15 protein-coding genes are annotated in these 20,068 nt (G+C 48.2%); 8 read left to right on the plus strand and 7 right to left on the minus strand.

Translation table 11 applies throughout. From position 1 onward, the window contains the following. Nucleotides 1–400 precede the first annotated feature (400 nt). Nucleotides 401–1,081 (minus strand): cytochrome b/b6 domain-containing protein, encoded by a 681-nt coding sequence (locus D0Y50_RS06680; protein ID WP_117316082.1) that lies wholly within the window; start codon nucleotides 1,079–1,081, stop codon nucleotides 401–403. Nucleotides 1,082–2,028: 947 nt separating this feature from the next. On the opposite strand from D0Y50_RS06680, the gene dapB reads away from it, so the two are divergent. The 7 genes from dapB to D0Y50_RS06715 all read left to right on the plus strand — a co-directional run bounded on the left by dapB (nucleotide 2,029) and on the right by D0Y50_RS06715 (nucleotide 10,224). Beyond that, the gene (gene dapB / locus D0Y50_RS06685; protein WP_117316084.1) at nucleotides 2,029–2,832 is read left to right on the plus strand and encodes a 4-hydroxy-tetrahydrodipicolinate reductase; all 804 of its coding nucleotides are present in this window, start codon (nucleotides 2,029–2,031) and stop codon (nucleotides 2,830–2,832) included. A 284-nt stretch (nucleotides 2,833–3,116) separates the two neighbouring features. Then, nucleotides 3,117–4,250, plus strand: a complete 1,134-nt coding sequence (gene carA / locus D0Y50_RS06690; RefSeq protein WP_108566394.1) for a glutamine-hydrolyzing carbamoyl-phosphate synthase small subunit — start codon at nucleotides 3,117–3,119, stop codon at nucleotides 4,248–4,250. 13 nt (nucleotides 4,251–4,263) lie between these two features. Beyond that, the gene (carB, locus tag D0Y50_RS06695) at nucleotides 4,264–7,485 is read left to right on the plus strand and encodes a carbamoyl-phosphate synthase large subunit (protein ID WP_108566367.1); all 3,222 of its coding nucleotides are present in this window, start codon (nucleotides 4,264–4,266) and stop codon (nucleotides 7,483–7,485) included. A 121-nt stretch (nucleotides 7,486–7,606) separates the two neighbouring features. Next, nucleotides 7,607–8,083 carry a transcription elongation factor GreA gene (greA, locus tag D0Y50_RS06700; protein WP_108566366.1) on the plus strand — a complete coding sequence of 159 codons (477 nt, stop codon included), beginning with the start codon at nucleotides 7,607–7,609 and terminating at the stop codon, nucleotides 8,081–8,083. A 50-nt stretch (nucleotides 8,084–8,133) separates the two neighbouring features. Beyond that, nucleotides 8,134–9,195: an alpha/beta hydrolase gene (locus D0Y50_RS06705; protein ID WP_117316087.1), complete on the plus strand. Its 1,062-nt coding sequence runs from the start codon at nucleotides 8,134–8,136 to the stop codon at nucleotides 9,193–9,195. Nucleotides 9,196–9,220: 25 nt separating this feature from the next. Then, the gene (locus tag D0Y50_RS06710) at nucleotides 9,221–9,778 is read left to right on the plus strand and encodes an NUDIX domain-containing protein (RefSeq protein ID WP_117316089.1); all 558 of its coding nucleotides are present in this window, start codon (nucleotides 9,221–9,223) and stop codon (nucleotides 9,776–9,778) included. 2 nt (nucleotides 9,779–9,780) lie between these two features. Beyond that, nucleotides 9,781–10,224: an RDD family protein gene (locus D0Y50_RS06715; protein ID WP_108566363.1), complete on the plus strand. Its 444-nt coding sequence runs from the start codon at nucleotides 9,781–9,783 to the stop codon at nucleotides 10,222–10,224. On the opposite strand, the gene D0Y50_RS06720 is transcribed toward D0Y50_RS06715, so the two are convergent. Together D0Y50_RS06720 and D0Y50_RS06725 are read right to left on the minus strand one after the other, a co-directional pair. Next, entirely contained in the window at nucleotides 10,221–10,673 is a 453-nt protein-coding gene (locus D0Y50_RS06720) for an Hsp20 family protein (RefSeq protein ID WP_108566362.1), read from the minus strand. The two genes, D0Y50_RS06715 and D0Y50_RS06720, sit on opposite strands and share 4 nt — an antisense overlap. Nucleotides 10,674–10,792: 119 nt before the next feature. Then, nucleotides 10,793–12,067 (minus strand): Xaa-Pro dipeptidase, encoded by a 1,275-nt coding sequence (locus D0Y50_RS06725; protein ID WP_117316092.1) that lies wholly within the window; start codon nucleotides 12,065–12,067, stop codon nucleotides 10,793–10,795. Nucleotides 12,068–14,122: 2,055 nt separating this feature from the next. Between D0Y50_RS06725 and D0Y50_RS06730 the strand changes: the two genes are divergently transcribed. Then, on the plus strand, nucleotides 14,123–16,063 hold the full coding sequence (locus tag D0Y50_RS06730; RefSeq protein ID WP_117316094.1) for an aminotransferase class I/II-fold pyridoxal phosphate-dependent enzyme: 1,941 nt from the start codon (nucleotides 14,123–14,125) through the stop codon (nucleotides 16,061–16,063). Nucleotides 16,064–16,120: 57 nt separating this feature from the next. On the opposite strand, the gene lnt is transcribed toward D0Y50_RS06730, so the two are convergent. From lnt to D0Y50_RS06750, 4 genes are read right to left on the minus strand one after another with little or no spacing between them, the layout of a single operon-like run. Continuing rightward, a complete protein-coding gene (gene lnt, locus D0Y50_RS06735) occupies nucleotides 16,121–17,635 on the minus strand; it encodes an apolipoprotein N-acyltransferase (protein WP_408640694.1) in 1,515 nt (504 codons plus the stop codon). A gap of 5 nt (nucleotides 17,636–17,640) precedes the next feature. Next, complete coding sequence (gene corC / locus D0Y50_RS06740; RefSeq protein ID WP_108566358.1) at nucleotides 17,641–18,498, minus strand: CNNM family magnesium/cobalt transport protein CorC; 858 nt, start codon at nucleotides 18,496–18,498, stop codon at nucleotides 17,641–17,643. A 33-nt stretch (nucleotides 18,499–18,531) separates the two neighbouring features. Further along, entirely contained in the window at nucleotides 18,532–19,005 is a 474-nt protein-coding gene (gene ybeY / locus D0Y50_RS06745) for an rRNA maturation RNase YbeY (protein ID WP_117316098.1), read from the minus strand. Further along, a complete protein-coding gene (locus tag D0Y50_RS06750) occupies nucleotides 19,002–20,063 on the minus strand; it encodes a PhoH family protein (protein WP_108566356.1) in 1,062 nt (353 codons plus the stop codon). The genes ybeY and D0Y50_RS06750 overlap by 4 nt, the downstream gene beginning before the upstream one ends. Nucleotides 20,064–20,068: the final 5 nt, after the last annotated feature.

The raw sequence follows: 20,068 nt of genomic DNA on the forward strand, positions 1-20,068 counted from the left end.
GTATCTACCCAAAGCGATGGCAACGTAGGCTTTAGTTCAGATGTATAACAATCTACTCAAGGCTCTCGCTTCGCTCGCTGGGGCGCTAACACATGGGCTGCGTCACTTCGTTCCTAATTTTCGCTCATGTGTTATCGCCCCTTAGTGGTGTAAACCTCCCCTAAAATAGCGACATACCTTTTTAGAGTTCTTCGGCGTAAACTGAGTCAAGAAGGAGAACTCCTGATGAAAAAGTCCCGATACACAGAAACACAGATCTGAACCTTTGCCACTATACGGTTATGACATTAACTACTACATATTGAGATTACGTTAGCGGGGTTCTGGCGATAACCGACCGTCTATTTTGCATAAATGCAGTTAAGGCAGACTTAACCGATAGCGACATACCCCGAAAAATTCAATAGTACGCTTCAACCGCAGCCTTTGGCGGCGCTAACTCCACTATGTAATAAGTTAATGCTGCGCTGCATAGGGCAAGTACAATGGCTAACATCAATTTAGATGAAGTAATTCCTTTCGCTTTGGTCACTTTTTTACCGTGGAACATGGCTGGCACCAGTTTTTGCCCTTTGTAGAAAGAATAAAAGGCAATGGCCGCCACGTGCAGCCCGATTAACCACAATAGCAAGTTGAAGAAACGGTGATGAATAAAATTCATGAAATCCTGGGTCGATTCCTCTACTGCATTGCGCCATGGGCCATCCAAAAACACGTCATCTGTTAAAAATAACCCACTTACTGCCTGGCAGGTCACCAGAAAAAGCATAAGTAACACTACCCAGCCACCTAAAGGATTGTGGCCGGCGTGATCCTCATGATGCCGGGAAAGCACCTGACGGCTGTATTGGTAAACTCTGGCCGGGCCGGTAACAAACGACGAAAACTTAGCGTAATCTGGCCCAATCAACCCCCACCATAGCCGGAATATCAGTAAGCCCAATAGGAAATAGCCGCTGTAAAAATGCCATTGCATAGCATCGTCCATCCATTCGGCTGTAATGTATTGCACGAGTAGTCCGCCTACCAGTAACCAGTGAAACAAACGGGTAGGGATATCCCAAATAAGATTTGATTGCATAATCAACACTCACCATGTTTTTTTATAGAGTGCGAAAACCCCAAGATAAACTCAAGTACGTTAACAGATTATTTTTGTTCCTCCGCTTAAAAAGCAGGCCGATACGGCCGCCATTGGCCGGTTTTTATTTACCATACGGCTAAGCCAGCGCTGCCACCCTATATGCGGATATATGCAGCTATCTTAACAGGAGCGTGGTTTATCGGCACAAAGGCGACGCCGCCAGTGGGAAATAATTAACGGTGGCATTGCCTGTGCCAGCATCTGCACGGGGGAGGGCGTATCACTGTTTCAGGCACACATTACCTACATAGTTGTCTGTGACGGCATGTTAGCCAATCTTGCCGGGTATAGAACAAACCTACCCACTGCCCCGATGCGTAGCCTGTAAGTAAAGGCAGAGTAATAACATCGCAGCCGAAGTTTTAGCCTGGCATACTGGGTGGACTACTGCGCAGGGCCAAACAATTTAAGCAGGCAGGCGTTCACCTTTCCGGGCTCATATCTTCGGCAAAGCGGGTTTAGTAAAACCTGCAAGTAGCGTAAAACGAATATTACGCACTGGCTAGGCGGCGCTGCTCAAAGGGGATAGTTTTATCCCAGGTATAATTTAATCAATAAGACGATACGCAAGCCTCGATTGATTACCGTTGGCCGTCGCTAAAATGAAGGCCATACCGTTTATTGATTGCTAACCGGTCAAGCCTATACGGATGACTAATCCACAGACCAGGTTACAAGAGCAAGCCACAAGAGTGAGACGCACGAGCAAGCCAGGCCGTTAGCTGGCAGCGCGCAGGCAGGTTAACTATGACCTGTCATTTGCCGCCTATAAGGGCGGTACGGTGGCCATGCTAAGCTGAAATTCATGTTCGTGCTTTCAACAACGGTTGCATACCGCTCTGCATCAGGCAAAATGCCTTTAAACAGGTTTTGAAGAAACAGTAATGAACGTAGGAATATTTGGTGCAAATGGCCGCATGGGCCGGGTTTTAATTGAAGCAGTCCAAGAGCACACAGCAGCCGAACTGAGTGCAGCCACTGTGCGTGACGATTCGCCTTGGATAGGGATGAATGTCGGCGAGTTGGCAGGTATTGGCAAACAGGCGGTAAATTGTATAGCGGTGAACGCGCTCAGCCCTGCGCAGGTAGATGTAATGATTGATTTCACCTTACCGGCAGCGCTGGACAATAACTTAGCCTGGTGCGTAAAACATAAGGTGCCACTGGTTATCGGCACTACCGGCTTGTCTGCTGAACAGCTGAACGCGCTTGAGCAGGCTAAAGCACACATTCCAATTGTGTTTGCGGCTAATTACAGTGTGGGGGTCAACCTGATGTTATCACTGGTTAAACAAGCCGCCAAAGCGCTGGGGGAAACCGCAGATATAGAAATCATGGAGGCGCACCATCGTTTTAAAAAAGACGCGCCATCAGGCACCGCCATGGCCATTGGGCATGCGATAGCCGACGAGTTGGGCCGAGACCTCAGTCAATGTGCGGTATACGGTCGGGAAGGGGTAGAACCTGAGCGTGACCAACAAACCATCGGCTTTGCCACCGTTAGAGCAGGGGATATTGTAGGAGAGCACACCGCTCTGTTTGCTGATATTGGTGAGCGGTTGGAGATCACCCATAAAGCGTCTAGCCGCCTGACGTTTGGCCGGGGCGCGGTTAAAGCGGCTGTATGGCTGCAGCAAAAGACGCCAGGCCTGTATGGTATGAATGATGTAATCGGCCTTGAAAGTTAACCGGCCGGTTTACAATAAAGTGAGGTTTTTGCAGCCTATTGGCAAAAAATTGTTTAAGCGCGGTGTTTTTACAGGTTTTCTAAAATCCGGATAGACCGCCTTAAAGAATTACTATATACTTCACGGAATTTGCCAAAATTTTGCGCTGGGAAGCTCTACAGCGCATGTTTATTAGCTGCAAAGACTGCAAACGGGACGCAGGATTATATTCTGTTCCCGTTTTTTGTGAGTTTTAGCAATCTGTTTTGTTGAAACACTCGGTTATCCTTAATTTGGAGGTTGACTTGGCTAATTCTGCCCTTTTGGTGTTAGAGGACGGTTCTGTTTTTAAAGGTACGGCAATAGGTGCTAAAGGCACAGCCGTTGGGGAAGTTGTTTTTAATACTTCCATGACAGGCTACCAGGAAATCCTCACAGACCCCTCATACGCTGAACAAATCATCACCCTGACCTATCCCCACATCGGTAATACCGGTATCAATTTAGAAGACGTCGAAGCAGATCAAATCTGGTCTAAAGGACTGGTTATCCGCGAGCTCCCGCTCATTGCCAGTAACTTTCGTCAACAACAATCACTATCTGAATATCTGGCTGCCAAAGGCGTAGTCGGTATTGCTGACATCGATACCCGCAGACTTACCCGTTTATTGCGCGATAAAGGCGCTCAGAACGGCTGTATTGTATGCACCGACGAGTTGGATGAGCAGGCAGCGCTGGAACAGGCAAAAGCCTATCCCGGGCTTAAGGGCATGGACCTCGCCAAAGAAGTGTGTATCAAAGAAACCCGTGAATGGGATGGTGGTGTATGGAAGCTGGGCGAAGGTTATGTAAAACCTGCCGAGCCGGCCAAATATCACGTGGTGGCTTACGACTACGGGGTTAAACACAACATATTACGTATGTTAGTGGACCGGGGTTGTAAAATTACCTTAGTTCCGGCCCAGACCCCGGCGCAGGAAGTGATGGATATGCAGCCAGACGGCGTATTTTTATCCAATGGCCCCGGCGACCCGGAGCCCTGTGATTATGCTATCAGTGCGATTAAAACAATCGTTGAAGCCAACATTCCCACTTTTGGGATCTGTTTGGGGCACCAGCTATTGGCTCTGGCCAGCGGGGCGACCACTGCGAAAATGAAGTTTGGCCATCATGGCGCGAACCATCCGGTGAAAGATCTCAAACGTGGTGTGGTGATGATTACCAGCCAGAACCATGGATTTGCGGTCGATGAGTCAACTATTCCGGATAATCTGGAAGTGACCCATATTTCGCTGTTCGATAAATCCTTACAGGGTATTCACCGCAAGGACAAACCGGCATTTAGCTTCCAGGGCCACCCTGAAGCCAGCCCGGGTCCTCAGGATGCCGCCCCCCTGTTTGACCATTTTATCGAACTTATCGAACAAGCAAAGCAGTAGGAACGAGCCCACTATGCCAAAACGTACCGACCTAAAAAGTATCCTGATTCTTGGCGCTGGACCTATTGTTATTGGCCAGGCCTGCGAATTTGATTATTCAGGTGCCCAGGCGTGTAAAGCGCTGCGCGAGGAAGGTTACCGGGTAATCCTGGTTAACTCGAATCCGGCAACTATTATGACTGACCCCGAAATGGCCGATGCTACTTATATCGAGCCTATTCATTGGGAAGTTGTACGTAAGATTATTGAAAAAGAACGCCCTGACGCTATTTTGCCTACTATGGGTGGCCAGACGGCGCTTAACTGTGCACTGGAACTAGACCGCCATGGCGTGCTAAGTGAATTCGATGTTGAGCTCATCGGCGCCACCGCTGACGCTATTGATAAGGCTGAAGATCGCGACCGCTTTGATAAAGCCATGCGTAATATTGGTCTGGAATGCCCCCATGCTGAAATTGCCCATAGCATGGATGAAGCGCACGATGTATTAAGCCGCATTGGGTTCCCGTGTATTATTCGACCGTCTTTTACCATGGGTGGCTCCGGTGGTGGTATTGCTTACAATATCGATGAATTTGATGAAATTTGTCACCGCGGCCTGGATCTTTCTCCCACCAACGAATTGCTTATTGATGAATCGTTGATTGGCTGGAAAGAATACGAAATGGAAGTGGTACGCGATAAAAACGATAACTGTATTATTGTTTGTACCATCGAAAACTTCGATCCGATGGGTGTGCACACGGGGGATTCTATTACCGTAGCCCCGGCGCAAACCCTTACCGATAAAGAATTTCAGATTATGCGTAATGCAGCGATGGCAGTATTGCGTGAAATTGGTGTCGAAACGGGCGGATCCAATGTTCAGTTTGGGGTAGATCCTGAAACTGGCCGGATGGTTATTATAGAGATGAACCCCCGTGTTTCTCGCTCTTCAGCGCTGGCGTCTAAAGCAACCGGCTTCCCTATTGCAAAGGTGGCCGCCAAGCTGGCAGTAGGCTATTCGCTTGATGAGTTAGATAATGACATTACCGGCGGCCTTACGCCTGCGTCCTTCGAGCCGTCTATCGATTATGTCGTAACTAAAATCCCCCGCTTTAACTTTGAAAAGTTTGCTGGTGCCAATGATCGGTTAACTACGCAAATGAAGTCTGTTGGCGAGGTGATGGCGATTGGGCGTAACCAGCAGGAGTCCTTACAAAAAGCACTACGTGGGTTAGAAGTTGGTGCTACCGGGCTTAATTCCATGGTAAACCTGGAAGACCCTGACGTTAGAAATAAACTGGTATATGAATTACGCGAACCGGGCGCCGAACGCATTTGGTATATTGCTGATGCCTTCCGCCTGGGGATGGATGTAGAAGAGATATTTAGCCTGACCAACATTGACCGCTGGTATCTGGTACAGATAGAAGAGTTGGTTAAACTTGAGCAGGAAGTAACGGATAAAGGTATCAGCAATATTGATGCTGACTTTATGCGTAAACTTAAACGCAAAGGCTTCGCTGATGCCCGCTTGGCTGAGTTAACCAGCGTAGCCGAAAGTGATGTGCGCAGTGTGCGTCATGGTTTTGCTATTCATCCGGTTTATAAGCGGGTAGATACCTGTGCGGCGGAATTTGCGACCAGTACTGCTTATTTGTATTCCACATACGATGAAGAGTGCGAAGCCGCGCCAACCGACAATGATAAAATCATGGTATTGGGCGGCGGTCCAAACCGTATCGGCCAGGGTATTGAATTTGACTATTGTTGTGTCCACGCTGCGCTGGCTATGCGCGAAGATGGATACGAAACCATTATGGTTAACTGCAACCCGGAAACCGTATCGACGGACTATGACACCTCTGATCGGCTGTATTTTGAGCCGGTGACATTGGAAGATGTGCTGGAGATTGTGGCCAAAGAAAAACCCAAAGGGGTTATCGTGCAGTACGGAGGGCAAACCCCCTTAAAACTGGCCCGTGACCTTGAAGCTAATGGTGTGCCTATTATTGGCACCTCGCCTGATGCAATAGACCGCGCCGAAGACCGTGAGCGTTTTCAGCATATGGTCAATAAGCTGAACCTGAAGCAGCCAGCGAATGCGACGGTTAGTAATATGGAACAGGCACTATCGCGGGCGGAGCAAATAGGCTTTCCACTGGTAGTACGCCCCTCCTATGTGCTGGGCGGCCGCGCCATGGAAATTGTTTATGATTTAAAAGATCTTAAACGTTACCTGAACGATGCGGTAAAAGTGTCAAATGATTCTCCGGTGTTGTTAGATCGTTTTCTAGACGATGCGATTGAGGTTGATATTGATGCCATCTGTGACGGTCAGCAGGTAGTTATCGGCGGCATCATGGAGCATATCGAACAAGCCGGCGTCCACTCTGGTGATTCAGCCTGTTCCTTGCCACCACATTCGTTGTCTAAAGAAATTCAGGACAAAATGCGTCAGCAAGTGAAAGATATGGCGCTGGAATTAGGCGTTGTCGGATTGATGAACACGCAGTTCGCGATAAAAGACAACGAAGTGTACCTGATAGAAGTTAACCCTCGTGCGGCGCGTACTGTACCGTTTGTTTCTAAAGCCACCGGTATACCACTAGCTAAGGTAGCGGCCCGGGCGATGGCCGGTGTGACACTTGCTGAACAAGGCGTCACCGAAGAGGTCATTCCACCGTTCTTTAGTGTTAAAGAAGTGGTTTTACCGTTTGCCAAATTCCAGGGCGTTGATCCGCTGTTAGGCCCGGAAATGCGGTCTACGGGCGAAGTGATGGGCGTGGGTGAAACCTTTGAAGAAGCGTATGCTAAAGCCAATCTTGGTGCAGGCGTACCACTTCCGCAAGGCGGTAAAGCCTTGTTGTCGGTGCGCAACAATGATAAGAACCGGGTTATTGAGCTGGCCAGATTACTGGTAAATAACGGCTTTGAGATTGAATCTACCCGGGGCACTGCCACTACATTGTATGATGCAGGTATTGTTAGCAGTGTTGTTAACAAAGTATCAGAAGGTCGTCCGAATATTGTCGATTCAATAAAAAATGGGGTGTACGATTATATTATCAACACCACAGAAGGTCGCCAGGCGATTACTGATTCAGTTTATATAAGGCGCGAAGCGCTGCTAAATAAAATCACCTATACCACTACAATGAATGCGGCATTTGCCACGGTGCAGGCAAAATCTGCCGATGACCGCAGCCGTGTAACTTCTGTGCAGGAATTGCATGCGCGTATGAAACATTGATGACAACTTGCAGGATACGCGGTATCCTGTTGTCATAGTTAGGAAATAAAATGTGCGCCCCAAGGGCGCACTTTTTTTGATCGCGTTTTAGCATAAACAGACATAAAAGTGAGACGAACCCATGGCTCAGTATCCTATGACTGCTCACGGTGCAGAGCTTCTGCGCAATGAGCTTAACGAACTAAAATCTGTTACACGCCCAAGAATTATCGAGTCCATTGCCGAGGCCCGTGAACATGGCGACTTGAAAGAAAATGCTGAATACCATGCCGCACGAGAGCAGCAAAGCTTTTGTGAAGGGCGTATTCAGGATATTGAAGGTAAGCTGTCAAATGCTCAGATTATCGATGTCACAAAAATTGAAAACAATGGCAAAGTTATTTTTGGGGCAACGGTAACTATTTTGAATGTGGAAACAGATAAAGAAATTTGCTACCGCATAGTAGGCGACGATGAAGCCGATATTAAAAATAATCTGATATCGGTTAACTCACCTATCGCCCGAGGCCTGATTGGCAAACAGGTGGATGATGTAGCCAATATCCAGACGCCTTCTGGCGCAGTGGAATTTGAGATTATCGAAGTCGAGTACTTATAATAAAAAAGGGAGCATCAGGCTCCCTTTTTTATCAGCCTGCGAGAATAGCCATGCGCCCGTTTACCTTCCCCGGCTTTGTTCCCCCGCTCAGGCAATGTGGCGATGTTTTGTTTAGTTTACTTACTCATAAAACCCCTTCGGTTGCTTTCTTCAGATCTGTGTGGGTGCTGCTTAGCCTGTTAGCGTTATGTGCGCTCAGCGGCTGTGCTCAGTTAGTGGCAAACCAGATAGAACAAGCGAATGCCTCGGTTTCTGTAACGTCAACAACCGATACCACCGCCACGCAGGCTATCTATTGCAGCGAAGCTATGAGCGACTGCATCAACTATTTGTACCGACCGCCTACCGTGACCCCGGCTAGTTTGCAATACACGGTGGCGTTGACTGCCGATGCGAACCAGCACAGGCAAAAAACATTGCATTTGTCTGCTGATTGGCAGGGCCTATATCGCGGCACTGTGGTATTAATTCACGGACAGGGCAATAATAAGCGCAGCTGGTTGCCCACCATGGCCTATTTTAATTACCTTGGTTTACATACGTTTGCACCGGATCTCATCGGGCACGGCGATTCCCAAGGGGTACGGGCCTACGGGGTGAAAGACGGTATATTGATAGCAGATTTTATTCGCCAACAGCTAGCCGGCTTGCCCCGACCAATTATTGTGGTGGGCCACTCTATAGGTGCGCTGGCTGCGGTGAAGGCCGCCACTCATACACCATCTATTGATGCGTTAGCCTTACTTGCGCCGATGCGCCGGTTTGATGAGGCAACGATTCCGGTGGCACGCACTTACTCCCCCTGGTTAAGCCGGTTTATTAGCAATGCTACATTAAAAGCAGGGGCAGAGTTGGCAGCCCTGCGCGCCGGGGTAAGTCTGAGGCAAACCGATATGTTGTTGGATATCCCTCAATTAACCATACCTATCCTTATTTATGGCGCGGCAAGTGATACTATCAGTAACTTATCGATGGAACAGAGTTGGCACCAGCCTAATATACTGCGGGTTTTAAATGAGAATGAAACCCACCTTTCAGTGGTGATGGTAGGCGAGGATGAGCATCATGCGTTGGCACGCCTGTTGAATCAGGTAGCCGGTACTAATAATTAATCAAAAGAAAAAGGCTCGGCTAAACATGACTACCGCGAAGCATAACCCACCCATTAAAACGCTATCATCCAAAGTGGTATATGAAAATAAGTGGATGCGGGTACGTGAAGATATCATCGCGCGAGAAAGTGGAGCGCAAGGCCTTTACAGCGTAGTAGAAAAACCCCATTTTGCCATTATTCTACCCGTGCAGGATGGTCAGGTGTACATGGTAGAACAATACCGCTATCCGGTTGCACAACATCAACTGGAATTTCCCCAAGGCACCTGGGATGAAAATCCCGATGTTGATCCAGCCGAGTTGGCGGCAGGGGAGTTAAAAGAAGAAACCGGTTTATTGGCGAAAAAGTGGACCTATGTGGGCTTTCAGTATTTAGCCTATGGAATGAGTAATCAAGGCTACCACATTTATCTGGCTAGTGATTTTGAACATGGCGAGCAACAATTGGATGCAGAAGAGGAAGGGCTACAGGTGCACTGTTTACCCGTTACTGAATTGGTTGAAAAAATTCTCAGCGGCGAAATAAAAGACGCCAGTACCTGTAATGCATTCGGCCTTGCCCGTTTAAAAGGACTGTTGTAGTCATGAGTATGTTCGGGGTAAAACCAGCGGGTTTCATGCTACGCCTGGCCGCAGTTATTGTGGACTGTATTGTATTCTTTTTATTTATTACGGTGCCAGTAGCACTGGTATTTGGTACTGTTTCTATGTCTGGCGGTAGCCAACCTATGTGGGCGAATGTCGTGTTCGGGTATATGCTACCGTTTATTGTAACCTTGTGGTTCTGGCAACGCTATTTAGGAACGCCCGGTAAAATGATGCTGGGTATTCAGGTGGTTGATGCCCGCACTGGTCGCAAGCCTACAATAGCAAAGTCAGTGGTACGTTATTTTGCATATATCGTTTCTATTTTGCCGTTATTTTTAGGTTTTATCTGGATCGCCTTTGACAAAAATAAACGGGGCTTTCACGATTATTTATCCGGCACGGCAGTGATAAAACGCGTGCCGGAATACATTAAGCGCTAACGGTTATTGTTGCCAATAAGGTTACCATTAATCTTAATTTGGCGAGGCTTTTGGGACTCAGGGATAATGCGTTCCATATCAATATGCAACAAGCCGTGTTCCATGTCGGCACCGAGTACTTTTACGTTATCGCCAAGTTGAAACTTGCGTTCGAAATTTCGTTCAGAAATCCCTTTATGTAAGAAGGTACGTTCTGGCGCATTGCTATCACGCGGCGCCTTCCGCCCGGTTATGGTCAGGGTATTATCCAGCATTTCAATGTTTACATCGTCTTGGGTAAACCCGGCTACCGCCATGGTGATCCGATACTGATTTTCTGCTAAAAGTTCTATGTTGTAGGGCGGGTAAGCGCTTTGCTTTTCAGCCCGGGTAGCAGCATCAATCAAGCTCGCTAAATGGTCAGATCCAATAAATGAACGGTAAAGGGGAGTCATATCTACAGAGCGCATAGTACCAATCCTTATCAAGCAACAGGTGAAATTGCAGCTGGCCTTGTTATCAAGCACCAGCTTCTTTTTTTATTACGATAAACAATAAGGCCTGGCGCTGCTTTTTCAAGCCTTGCGCGCTACATCTTCAGGCGGTTGAGTACCACATCGCCATCTTTCATAACCATACTGACCTGTTCCATTTTTGACATATCTTGTAAAGGATTACCTGGTATGGCGACGATGTCAGCATATTTACCTGGCGACAGGCTACCCAGGTTGTCTTGCTGTTTTAATAATGTGGCGGCATTAATCGTGGCTGCCTGTATAGCCTGCATAGGCGACATGCCGAATTTTACCATACGAGCGAATTGCTTAGGATTATCGCCATGAGGGTACACGCCTGCATCTGAGCCGAACACCATATTTACACCTGCTTCCACTGCCTTGCGAAAATTATCCCGTTGCTGCTTCCCTACTGTGCGCTCTTTAGCCAGACTTTCTTCTAATATGCCGGCCTTTGCGCCCTCATTTAAGATATATTCGGTGACATACACATCCATCGAAAAATACGTACCGTGTTCCTTCGCCAGGGCGATGGCTTCATCATCCAATAAGCTACCATGCTCTACAGAATCAACGCCGGCGCGGATAGCCGTTTTAATTCCGGAGGTACCATGGGCGTGAGTGGCCACGGTCAGGCCGCGCAAATGCGCTTCCTCTATCAGGGCTTTCATTTCCTGCTGGGTATATTGTTGAGCGCCCACCTTCGTTCCTTTAGACAGTACACCTCCAGTGGCACAAAATTTTATGACAGTGGCCCCATATTTAATATTGCGGCGTACCGCTTTTCGTACTTCCCATGGGCCATCAGCTACGCCTTCGCTTTTTTCATGGAACTCATAGGGCAGTAAATTACTGTCACAGTGTCCGCCAGTGACACCTAAAGAGGGGCCAGCAACAAACATTCTGGGGCCGGGTACATCGCCCTCATCAATAGCATCACGCAGGGCAACGTCGGCAAAACCAGGCGCGCCGACATTACGCACGGTGGTAAAACCTGCCTCCAAAGTTTGGCGCGCATGCTTCACGCCGGTAATCGTTGCCCGTGGTAGCGACACCGATAAGCGCTTGTAGCCATGCTTGGTAGCATCGCTGGTAAGATGGACGTGCATATCCATCAGCCCCGGCATCAACGTATGATCGCCTAATGCTATGACCCGAGCCCCCTGAGGCACATTCACAGAGCGGGCCTGACCTGCAGCGAGAATTTTATTACCGTCAACAACAATCACTGCTTGGTTAATGACTTTTCCTTCAACGACATCTACCATGCGATCGGCGGTGATTGCGACCGGGGCAGCAGTAGCCATCCAGGTCCAGGTAGCGCATAAAACTGCGACAAGTATCTTCATTTTTATCCTTATAACTTGCTGATATGTTAGCCGATATTGTAAACAAACCTCGGCTAATGATAAGACAAACCACGACCAGATACCCGCTTCTTCGGATAAAACCGATAAGTTATACAAACCAGTTTTACGCCAATCAAGTGTGACGCAGCGTATTGTGTTTATAAATACTTTTCAAACATTGATAGCCTTCTTCTCTCGGGCCTGGATGACAATGATAGCCACTTAGAATAACTATAACCCGCTGTGGTAATAGCCACTATATAGTTCTCGCGCAGAGGGTTGAGATATTCCAGGCTTCAAACCAAGGTGTAAATGTAAGTCCACCGTAATGTGCTTATCGACTTACATCAAAGCGCCTCACAATTGTTAGCCCGCTGCAAAAGACGCTGCAATAGAGACGCTGCAATAGACACCCACCTCGTTCAATCACGTTTACGGTGCCTCACGAGCCCGATAGACACCTAGCGCTAGACCGTAGACACCCATGCATAATCGGCTAGGGCGCTTCGTAACGCCCCCCAATAGACACCCACTCACAATCGTGAGGGAAATAATCACGGCGGGCAAACATAATGGGGCAAACATAATAGACACCCACCTCGTTGAATCACGTTTACGGTGCCTCACAAGCCCGATAGACACCTAGCGCTAGACCGTAGACACCCATACATAATCGGCTAGGGCGCTTCGTAACGCTCCCCAATAGACACCCACTCACAATCGTTTGGGAAATAATCACGGCGGGCAAACATAGTGGGGCAAACATAATAGACACCCACGTCGTTCAATCACGTCTACCGTGCCTCACGACCCCGATAGACACCTAGCGCTAGACCGTAGACACCCATGCATAATCGGCTAGGACGCTTCGTAACGCTCCCCAATAGATACCCACTCACAATCGTTAGGGAAATAATCACGGCGGGCAAACATAGTGGGGCAAACATAATAGACACCCATGTCGTTCAATCACGTCTACCGTGCCTCACCAGCCCGATAGACACCTAGCGCCAGACTGTAGACACCCATGCTTATCGGCTAGGGCGCTTCGTAACGCTCCCCAATAGACACCCACTCACAATCGTTTGGGAAATAATCACGGCGGGCAAACATAATGGGGCAAACATAATAGACACCCACCTCGTTCAATCACGTTTATGGTGCCTCACAAGCCCGATAGACACCTAGCGCTAGACCGTAGACACCCACGCATAATCGGCTAGGGCGCTTCGTAACGCTCCCCAATAGACACCCACTCACAATCGTTTGGGAAATAATCACGGCGGGCAAACATAATAGACACCCACGTCATTCAATCACGTCTACCGTGCCTCACTACCCCGATAGGCACCTAGCGCTAGACCGTAGACACCCATGCTTAATCGGCTAGGGCGCTTCGTTACGCTCCCCAATAGATACCCACTCACAATCGTTAGGGAAATAATCACGGCGGGCAAACATAGTGGACAGCCACCTCGTTCAGCCATGTTTTCGCTACGCGTCCGGGCCGCAGGTTGCTAAAATGAGAGCATGCCATGGTATAGCAGTATGCACGCTGTAGCATTTTGGTAGGCGTTGCCGTCGGCAGTTTTTGGCGACAGAGTACCCTGCCGCCGGCCATACTCCAGACAAGCCTCCAGATACATATAACATGGCTATCGGGTAAGGTAATCATTGCCGATTAATATAGTATTATCATTTCCGGTACTCATCTTTAGCACCTTTCCTGAACATCTATCGCGAACAGCCATTTCGCACGCCTATCGCGAACATAAACGTCTAACCTTTTGCAGATCGCTTTAAGAGCTTTACTCATCGCCCCCTATGAAGAAGCCCAACGTAAAGCGTTACCAGGTACGTTGAGATAGAGCGGCTATAAGCAGGGCGTTAGCTAAGCGGTATGGCAGTATTGCCTAAAAGGAGCTTCGGGCAATATCGGGTGTGCTCGCGTAACCTGGCGTGTTGCCAGGGTAAACCTTTGGGGTAAAACATCGCTGACAAGCCCCTGCCTGAGCGGTACACTGCGGGGAACGTCCAAACAACTTTATTTTCTGCATGCTTCCTAAATTAAAAATTCTTGTTGTTGAAGATTCAGCTGAGCTATTGCAACAACTTACGCAAAGTATTCGTTCTACTATTGAGCTATTTGATAGGCCTGATATTGATATTAGCGTGGTGGAAGCCAGCGCCGTGTCAACAGCGCTGCACCATGTACACAATGACGGGGAAATCCAGGCTGTGGTATTCAGTTGGGATACGGAAGTTTATCAAAAAGAAGTGGGCGGCGAAGGCGAGGGCAAGGTCGATAACAATGCGGTGGTCATTAGCGCTATCAAAGCCATACGCCGTGAATTGCCGGTATATGTACTAGGTGATGCTATTAAAGGGCTGGATATTGTTAATGTGACCAGCGGCATGGAGTCATTTTTTTACCGCACCGATATTATCTCTGATCCGGAATCTATCCTTGCCTATATCATCAACGATTTTGACGATAGAAATGAAACACCGTTTTGGACCGCCTACAAAAAGTATGTGATGGAGGCCAATGACTCGTGGCATACGCCAGGTCATAGTGGGGGAGCCAGTTTCCGCCACTCGCCGTACATTAGTGATTTCTACCGTTTCTTTGGGCGTAACGTGTTTGTTAGCGACCTGTCTGTAAGTGTTGATTCATTAGGCTCATTATCCGATGGTACTCACGCTATTGGACGCGCCCAGGCTAATGTGGCCAGTACGTTTGAGGTGCGTCAGTCTTTCTTTGTCACCAACGGCTCGTCCACATCGAATAAAATCATTTTGCAAACGCTGTTACGCGAAGGCGATAAGGTTATTGCCGATCGCAATTGCCATAAATCTGTCCACTATGGCATTGTCCAGGCGCGGGCTATGCCGGTATATCTGGACAGTGTGTTTAACCCTGATTACGGGATTTTTTCGCCGCCTCAGCTTGATCAACTTAAGCAGGTTATCGAAGCTAACACCGATGCCAAACTGATTGTGCTAACCGGCTGTACCTATGACGGCTTGCTAACGGATTTAAAGCAAGTGGTTGAATTAGGTCATCGACACGGCATTAAGGTATTTATTGATGAAGCATGGTTTGCATATTCCTTTTTTCATCCCAAATTCCGTCCCTATTCTGCGGTTCATGTGGGCGCCGATTATGTAACTCATTCAGCACACAAAGTGGTATCGGCTTTTTCTCAGGCATCGTTTATTCATGTTAACGATCCCGATTTCGATGCGGATTTTTTCAAAGAAATATACAGTATCCATACCAGTACTTCGCCAAAATATCAGCTGATCGCGTCGCTGGATGTGTGCCGGCAGCAACTCGAAATGGAAGGCTATAGGATACTAAATGAGTTACTCAGTAATGTGGAAGAACTCAAACAGCAGGTCTCTCGTTTTAAGCGTTTGCGTATACTGGAAGCCAAAGATTTTGCGAAGGTATTTGCCCATTTTGACAAAGACAATATGGGCCACGATCCGCTTAAAATTTTGATAGATATTTCCGCACTGGAATATTCAAACCAGGAAATTCATCGTTTTTTAATGGATGAAGTGGGCCTCGAAATTGAAAAATTCACCCACAGTACTATTTTGGTGTTATTAACCTTAGGGGGGATGCGCTCTAAAATCGTGCGCTTATATAACGCGCTGAAAAAACTGGATGAAGGCTCAGTCACGTTAAATCGCAGCAAAAACCGCCACCAGTTACCTCAGATGATTCCGCCGATTAATTTGGTCGAGCTACCTTCTAATGCATTTTTTGGTAAACGGGTATCACTACCCTGGCAACAAAGTGCGGGGCGTATCGCGGCTGGACTGGTTACCCCTTATCCGCCAGGCATACCACTGATTGTGCCAGGCCAACTGATTGAAGACGCACATATCAATTACCTGCGCTCGTTGTCTAATCAAAAACTGACTATCCAGGGTTTGTATGATGGTGAGCTGTACGTACTGGACGACGCGACTACAGAAGCGTAATAACAGGCAGGTGGCGGTTGGCAAAATCCCCCCGGCGGTAGCGCTGGGGGGAGTTTCTTATGCAGCGCGTGTCCCGCGCGCTTGGCGTTGTAACCAGGCTGCTAGCGAGATACTTATTAACAATAACCCTATCATGGGCCAATCAGCGGCATAACGATAGGGTGTTAAGCCCCGTGTACCAGTCACACTGGCGCTGATACTGCCTTGTTCAAACTGCAGTAAACGCGCGGTCACTTCACCTCGCGCATCAATAAATGCGGTGATGCCATTATTAGTAGCCCGAATTACCGGACGGCCCATCTCCGCAGCCCGCGCCCGGGCAATCTCTAAATGTTGCGCAGGGCCGTGAGAATGGCCAAACCACGCATCGTTGCTGACCGTCAGTATCATATCAGTGTTGCGGTGAACATTGGCTGCCACTTGGCGTGCAAAGGCGATCTCAAAACATATTGCCGGGGCCAGGCGAATACCGTTTGCAACCAGATTAGGTTGCATGAACTCGCCCCGGTTGAACGATGACATGGGCAAATCAAATAACGGGGCTAACGGGCGCAATATATCTTCAAAAGGCACAAACTCGCCTACCGGTAGCAAGTGATGTTTAGCATAACGGTTAGTCCCGCCATATCGATAATGGCCATCATCGCCATCTACCTTTTGACCTACCACTATCAGGTTGTTCCAGATATCCTGTGACTCGAAATTCATATTAACAATACCAGAGACAATTGCCGTACCCTGTTCGGCGGCGTCAGCGTCTAACTGATAAAGGTAATCCCGGGCCAGATATTCCAATTTGGGAATAGCCGCTTCCGGCCAAATGATCAAGTCATTCGACATTAATGGTGCACTTAGCCGGCGGTAGGTATTCATTATGGGCAAGTCCTGTTCAGGTTCCCAGCGAATAGACTGTTCAATATTGCCCTGAACCATTGCCACCTGATACGTTTTGTGGGCGGTAGTCCAGCGATAATTGTGCAATACCCAACCAGAGGCAAAAGTAATAGCCATAACCAGAAGTACAGGAAGATAACGGCGGCGCATGGTCCATATAGCCGCACAGGTGCACAACATTATGACCAGAGCGCTAACGCCAGTTTCGCCGATAACCGGAAACCATCCCGCCATAGGACTATCTAACTGACTATAGCCCACCGACAGCCAGGGAAACCCGCTTAGCATCCAGCTACGTAACCACTCTGAGGTAAACCAAAACGCTGGCAATGCCAGTGGCCATAGCGCAGGTGTGAATAAACGCTTAGTTAGATAAAACGCCAGGGCTGGGTACAGGGCAAGATAGCTGCATAGCAGCACCATTAGCCCTACTGAAGCCACTATCGGAAGGCCGCCAAAATCGGCAATACTCACATGTACCCAGCTAATGCCGGCGCCAAACCAGCCAAGGCCAAATAACCAGCCAGTCATAAAGCCTGAAGGAGGGCGTACGTGGAGTTGGCGAATCGCAATGGTCAGGGCAAAAAATGTCACCGGCCATATAGCAAAAGGGGCAAAAGCAAAGGTCAGGCTGGCCCCGCTAAGTAATAGCAGGACAGCAGAGAAAAACGGTTTCAGAACAATTACTCCAGGGAGGGGATAGTCACTTTAAGCTGCACTAACCGGCGCTTGTCTGAATGGGTAATTTTGAAGTTAATATCACCTATTGCAATTTCTTCGCTGGTGGCTGGCATATGACCAAACGCTTTAAGCACAATACCGCCGATGGTGTCTGCTTCTTCTTCGCTAAAACTGGTTTCAAAAAAGCTATTGAAGTCTTCTACTGGCGTAAGGGCTTTTACAGAATAGGTGTATTTATTTAGCGGGCGGATATCCTGAGTACCGTCTTCTTCGGTATCGTACTCGTCTTCAATTTCGCCAACAATAAGTTCCAGTATATCTTCGATCGTCACCAATCCCGACACCCCGCCATACTCATCTACCACAATAGCCATGTGATAACGCTGTTGGCGGAACTCTTTCAGCAGTACATCGACCCGTTTGCTTTCAGGCACAATCACTACCTGACGTATTACTTCGCGCAGATGAAATTCTTTTTCGGAGTTGAACATATATGCCAGCAAATCTTTGGCCAGCAGTATACCTTCAATGTGATCTTTGTCTTCGCTGATAACCGGAAAACGTGAGTGAGCAGACTCAAGCATGATAGGTAGAAATTCTTCTACCTTTTGGTTGATATCAATAGTCGTCATTTGGGTGCGGGGAATCATTATGTCACGCACCCGCATTTCGTTCACCCCGATAACACCTTCTATCATTTCACGGGTCTGCGGGTCTATCACTTCGCGCTGTTCAGCGTCAGTGATAACTTCTACCAGTTCTTCTTTACTTTGCGGCTCTCCGGAGAAAGTCAGTTTAATTCTATCTAACCAACTTTTAGACGCAGAGCCGTTGGTAGAGTGGGGGTTATCGTCGCTCATAATATCCTTTTTTATTGATTTACAATGGTCAAGTTAATGATCTTGATAAGGGTCGTCAATGCCTAATTCGGCCAATATACGTATTTCCAGTGCTTCCATTTCATCTGCCTGAGTATCTTCAATGTGATCATAACCCAGTAAATGCAAAATGCCATGCACCAACATGTGTGCATAATGAAAGGCCACAGGCTTGTTTTGTTCAGCAGCTTCCTGGCTAATAACCGGCGCACAAATCACTAAATCACCTAACAGAGGCATTTCAATACCCGGGGGAGATTCGAAAGGAAACGACAGCACATTGGTCGGCTTATCTTTACCCCTGAACTGAAGATTAAGGGCCTGAGACTCTTCAATGCCCACAAACCGAGCGGTGAATTCCTGATCATATAGATCCAGAATGCCAAACATCCTGTTCGCCCATTCCTGCAATGTGGATATTGCAGGAATGGCAGCTTCGACATCTGCATCACCTTGATAGGCAAGTTGCAAGTCAATAATGGCCGTCACGAGGCGTCTTTATCCGCAGCGTCTTTCGCTGCTGCCGCCTGTCGTGCTTCTTCGCGTCGGGCTTGTTGCAATGCTTCCTGCTCGGCGTCATGCCGTTCATAAGCCTGAACAATACGGGCCACTACCGGGTGACGCACTACATCAGTGGCGGTGAAAAAGTTAAACGATATATCGTTCACATTTTTCAATACCTCGATAGCATGCCGTAAACCCGAACGCGCGCCGCGGGGCAGGTCTATTTGGGTAATATCACCGGTTATCACCGTTTTTGAGTTAAACCCGATGCGGGTCAAAAACATTTTCATTTGTTCGGTGGTGGTATTTTGGCTTTCATCCAAAATAATGAAGGCATCGTTTAATGTACGGCCCCGCATATACGCCAGCGGTGCGACCTCGATAACGTTGCGCTCCATCAGTTTTTCGACTTTTTCAAAGCCCAACATCTCAAATAGCGCGTCATAAAGCGGGCGCAGGTAGGGGTCCACTTTCTGCGACAAATCCCCGGGTAAAAAACCCAGCTTTTCACCGGCTTCCACAGCAGGGCGGGTTAACAAAATACGCCGTACTTCCTGACGTTCCAGGGCATCCACTGCCGCAGCTACTGCCAAATACGTTTTACCAGTACCCGCCGGGCCTATGCCAAACGTAATATCGTGGTTAACGATATTCGCTACGTATTGCCCCTGATTAGGGTTGCGCGGTTTAATAACGCCGCGCTTTGTTTTGATGTTAACTTCTTTACCAGGACGGGCGGCATCGTTGTCCTGTTCCAGAACTTTTGACTCCTGGATGGCCAGGTGCACCTGTTCGGGCGTAAGTTCAACTGGTTGGCCTTTCAGGGGCTGAGTTTCAATATACAACTGTTTGAGCAACTCGGCCGCACCTTCTGCCTGCTGAGCATCGCCCAACACTTTAAACGCGTTACTTCGGTAGGTAATTTCTACGCCCAGACGTCGCTCAATTTGTTTGATGTTGTCATCAAACGGGCCACACAGTACTGACAACCGTTTGTTGTCTTCCGGTTCTAATATAATTTCGTTGCTTACCAAATTACTCAAGCTGG

The sequence above is a fragment of the Salinimonas sediminis genome, assembly GCF_003429285.1.
In the GTDB taxonomy this organism is placed as follows: domain Bacteria; phylum Pseudomonadota; class Gammaproteobacteria; order Enterobacterales; family Alteromonadaceae; genus Alteromonas; species Alteromonas indica.

Coding starts and splice junctions, on each gene's coding strand:
- D0Y50_RS06680 (WP_117316082.1), bottom strand. CDS start 1,081: ATGCAATCAAATCTTATTTGGGATATCCCTACCCGTTTGTTTCACTGG.
- dapB (WP_117316084.1), top strand. CDS start 2,029: ATGAACGTAGGAATATTTGGTGCAAATGGCCGCATGGGCCGGGTTTTA.
- carB (WP_108566367.1), top strand. CDS start 4,264: ATGCCAAAACGTACCGACCTAAAAAGTATCCTGATTCTTGGCGCTGGA.
- greA (WP_108566366.1), top strand. CDS start 7,607: ATGGCTCAGTATCCTATGACTGCTCACGGTGCAGAGCTTCTGCGCAAT.
- D0Y50_RS06705 (WP_117316087.1), top strand. CDS start 8,134: ATGCGCCCGTTTACCTTCCCCGGCTTTGTTCCCCCGCTCAGGCAATGT.
- D0Y50_RS06710 (WP_117316089.1), top strand. CDS start 9,221: ATGACTACCGCGAAGCATAACCCACCCATTAAAACGCTATCATCCAAA.
- D0Y50_RS06715 (WP_108566363.1), top strand. CDS start 9,781: ATGAGTATGTTCGGGGTAAAACCAGCGGGTTTCATGCTACGCCTGGCC.
- D0Y50_RS06720 (WP_108566362.1), bottom strand. CDS start 10,673: ATGCGCTCTGTAGATATGACTCCCCTTTACCGTTCATTTATTGGATCT.
- D0Y50_RS06725 (WP_117316092.1), bottom strand. CDS start 12,067: ATGAAGATACTTGTCGCAGTTTTATGCGCTACCTGGACCTGGATGGCT.
- D0Y50_RS06730 (WP_117316094.1), top strand. CDS start 14,123: ATGCTTCCTAAATTAAAAATTCTTGTTGTTGAAGATTCAGCTGAGCTA.
- corC (WP_108566358.1), bottom strand. CDS start 18,498: ATGAGCGACGATAACCCCCACTCTACCAACGGCTCTGCGTCTAAAAGT.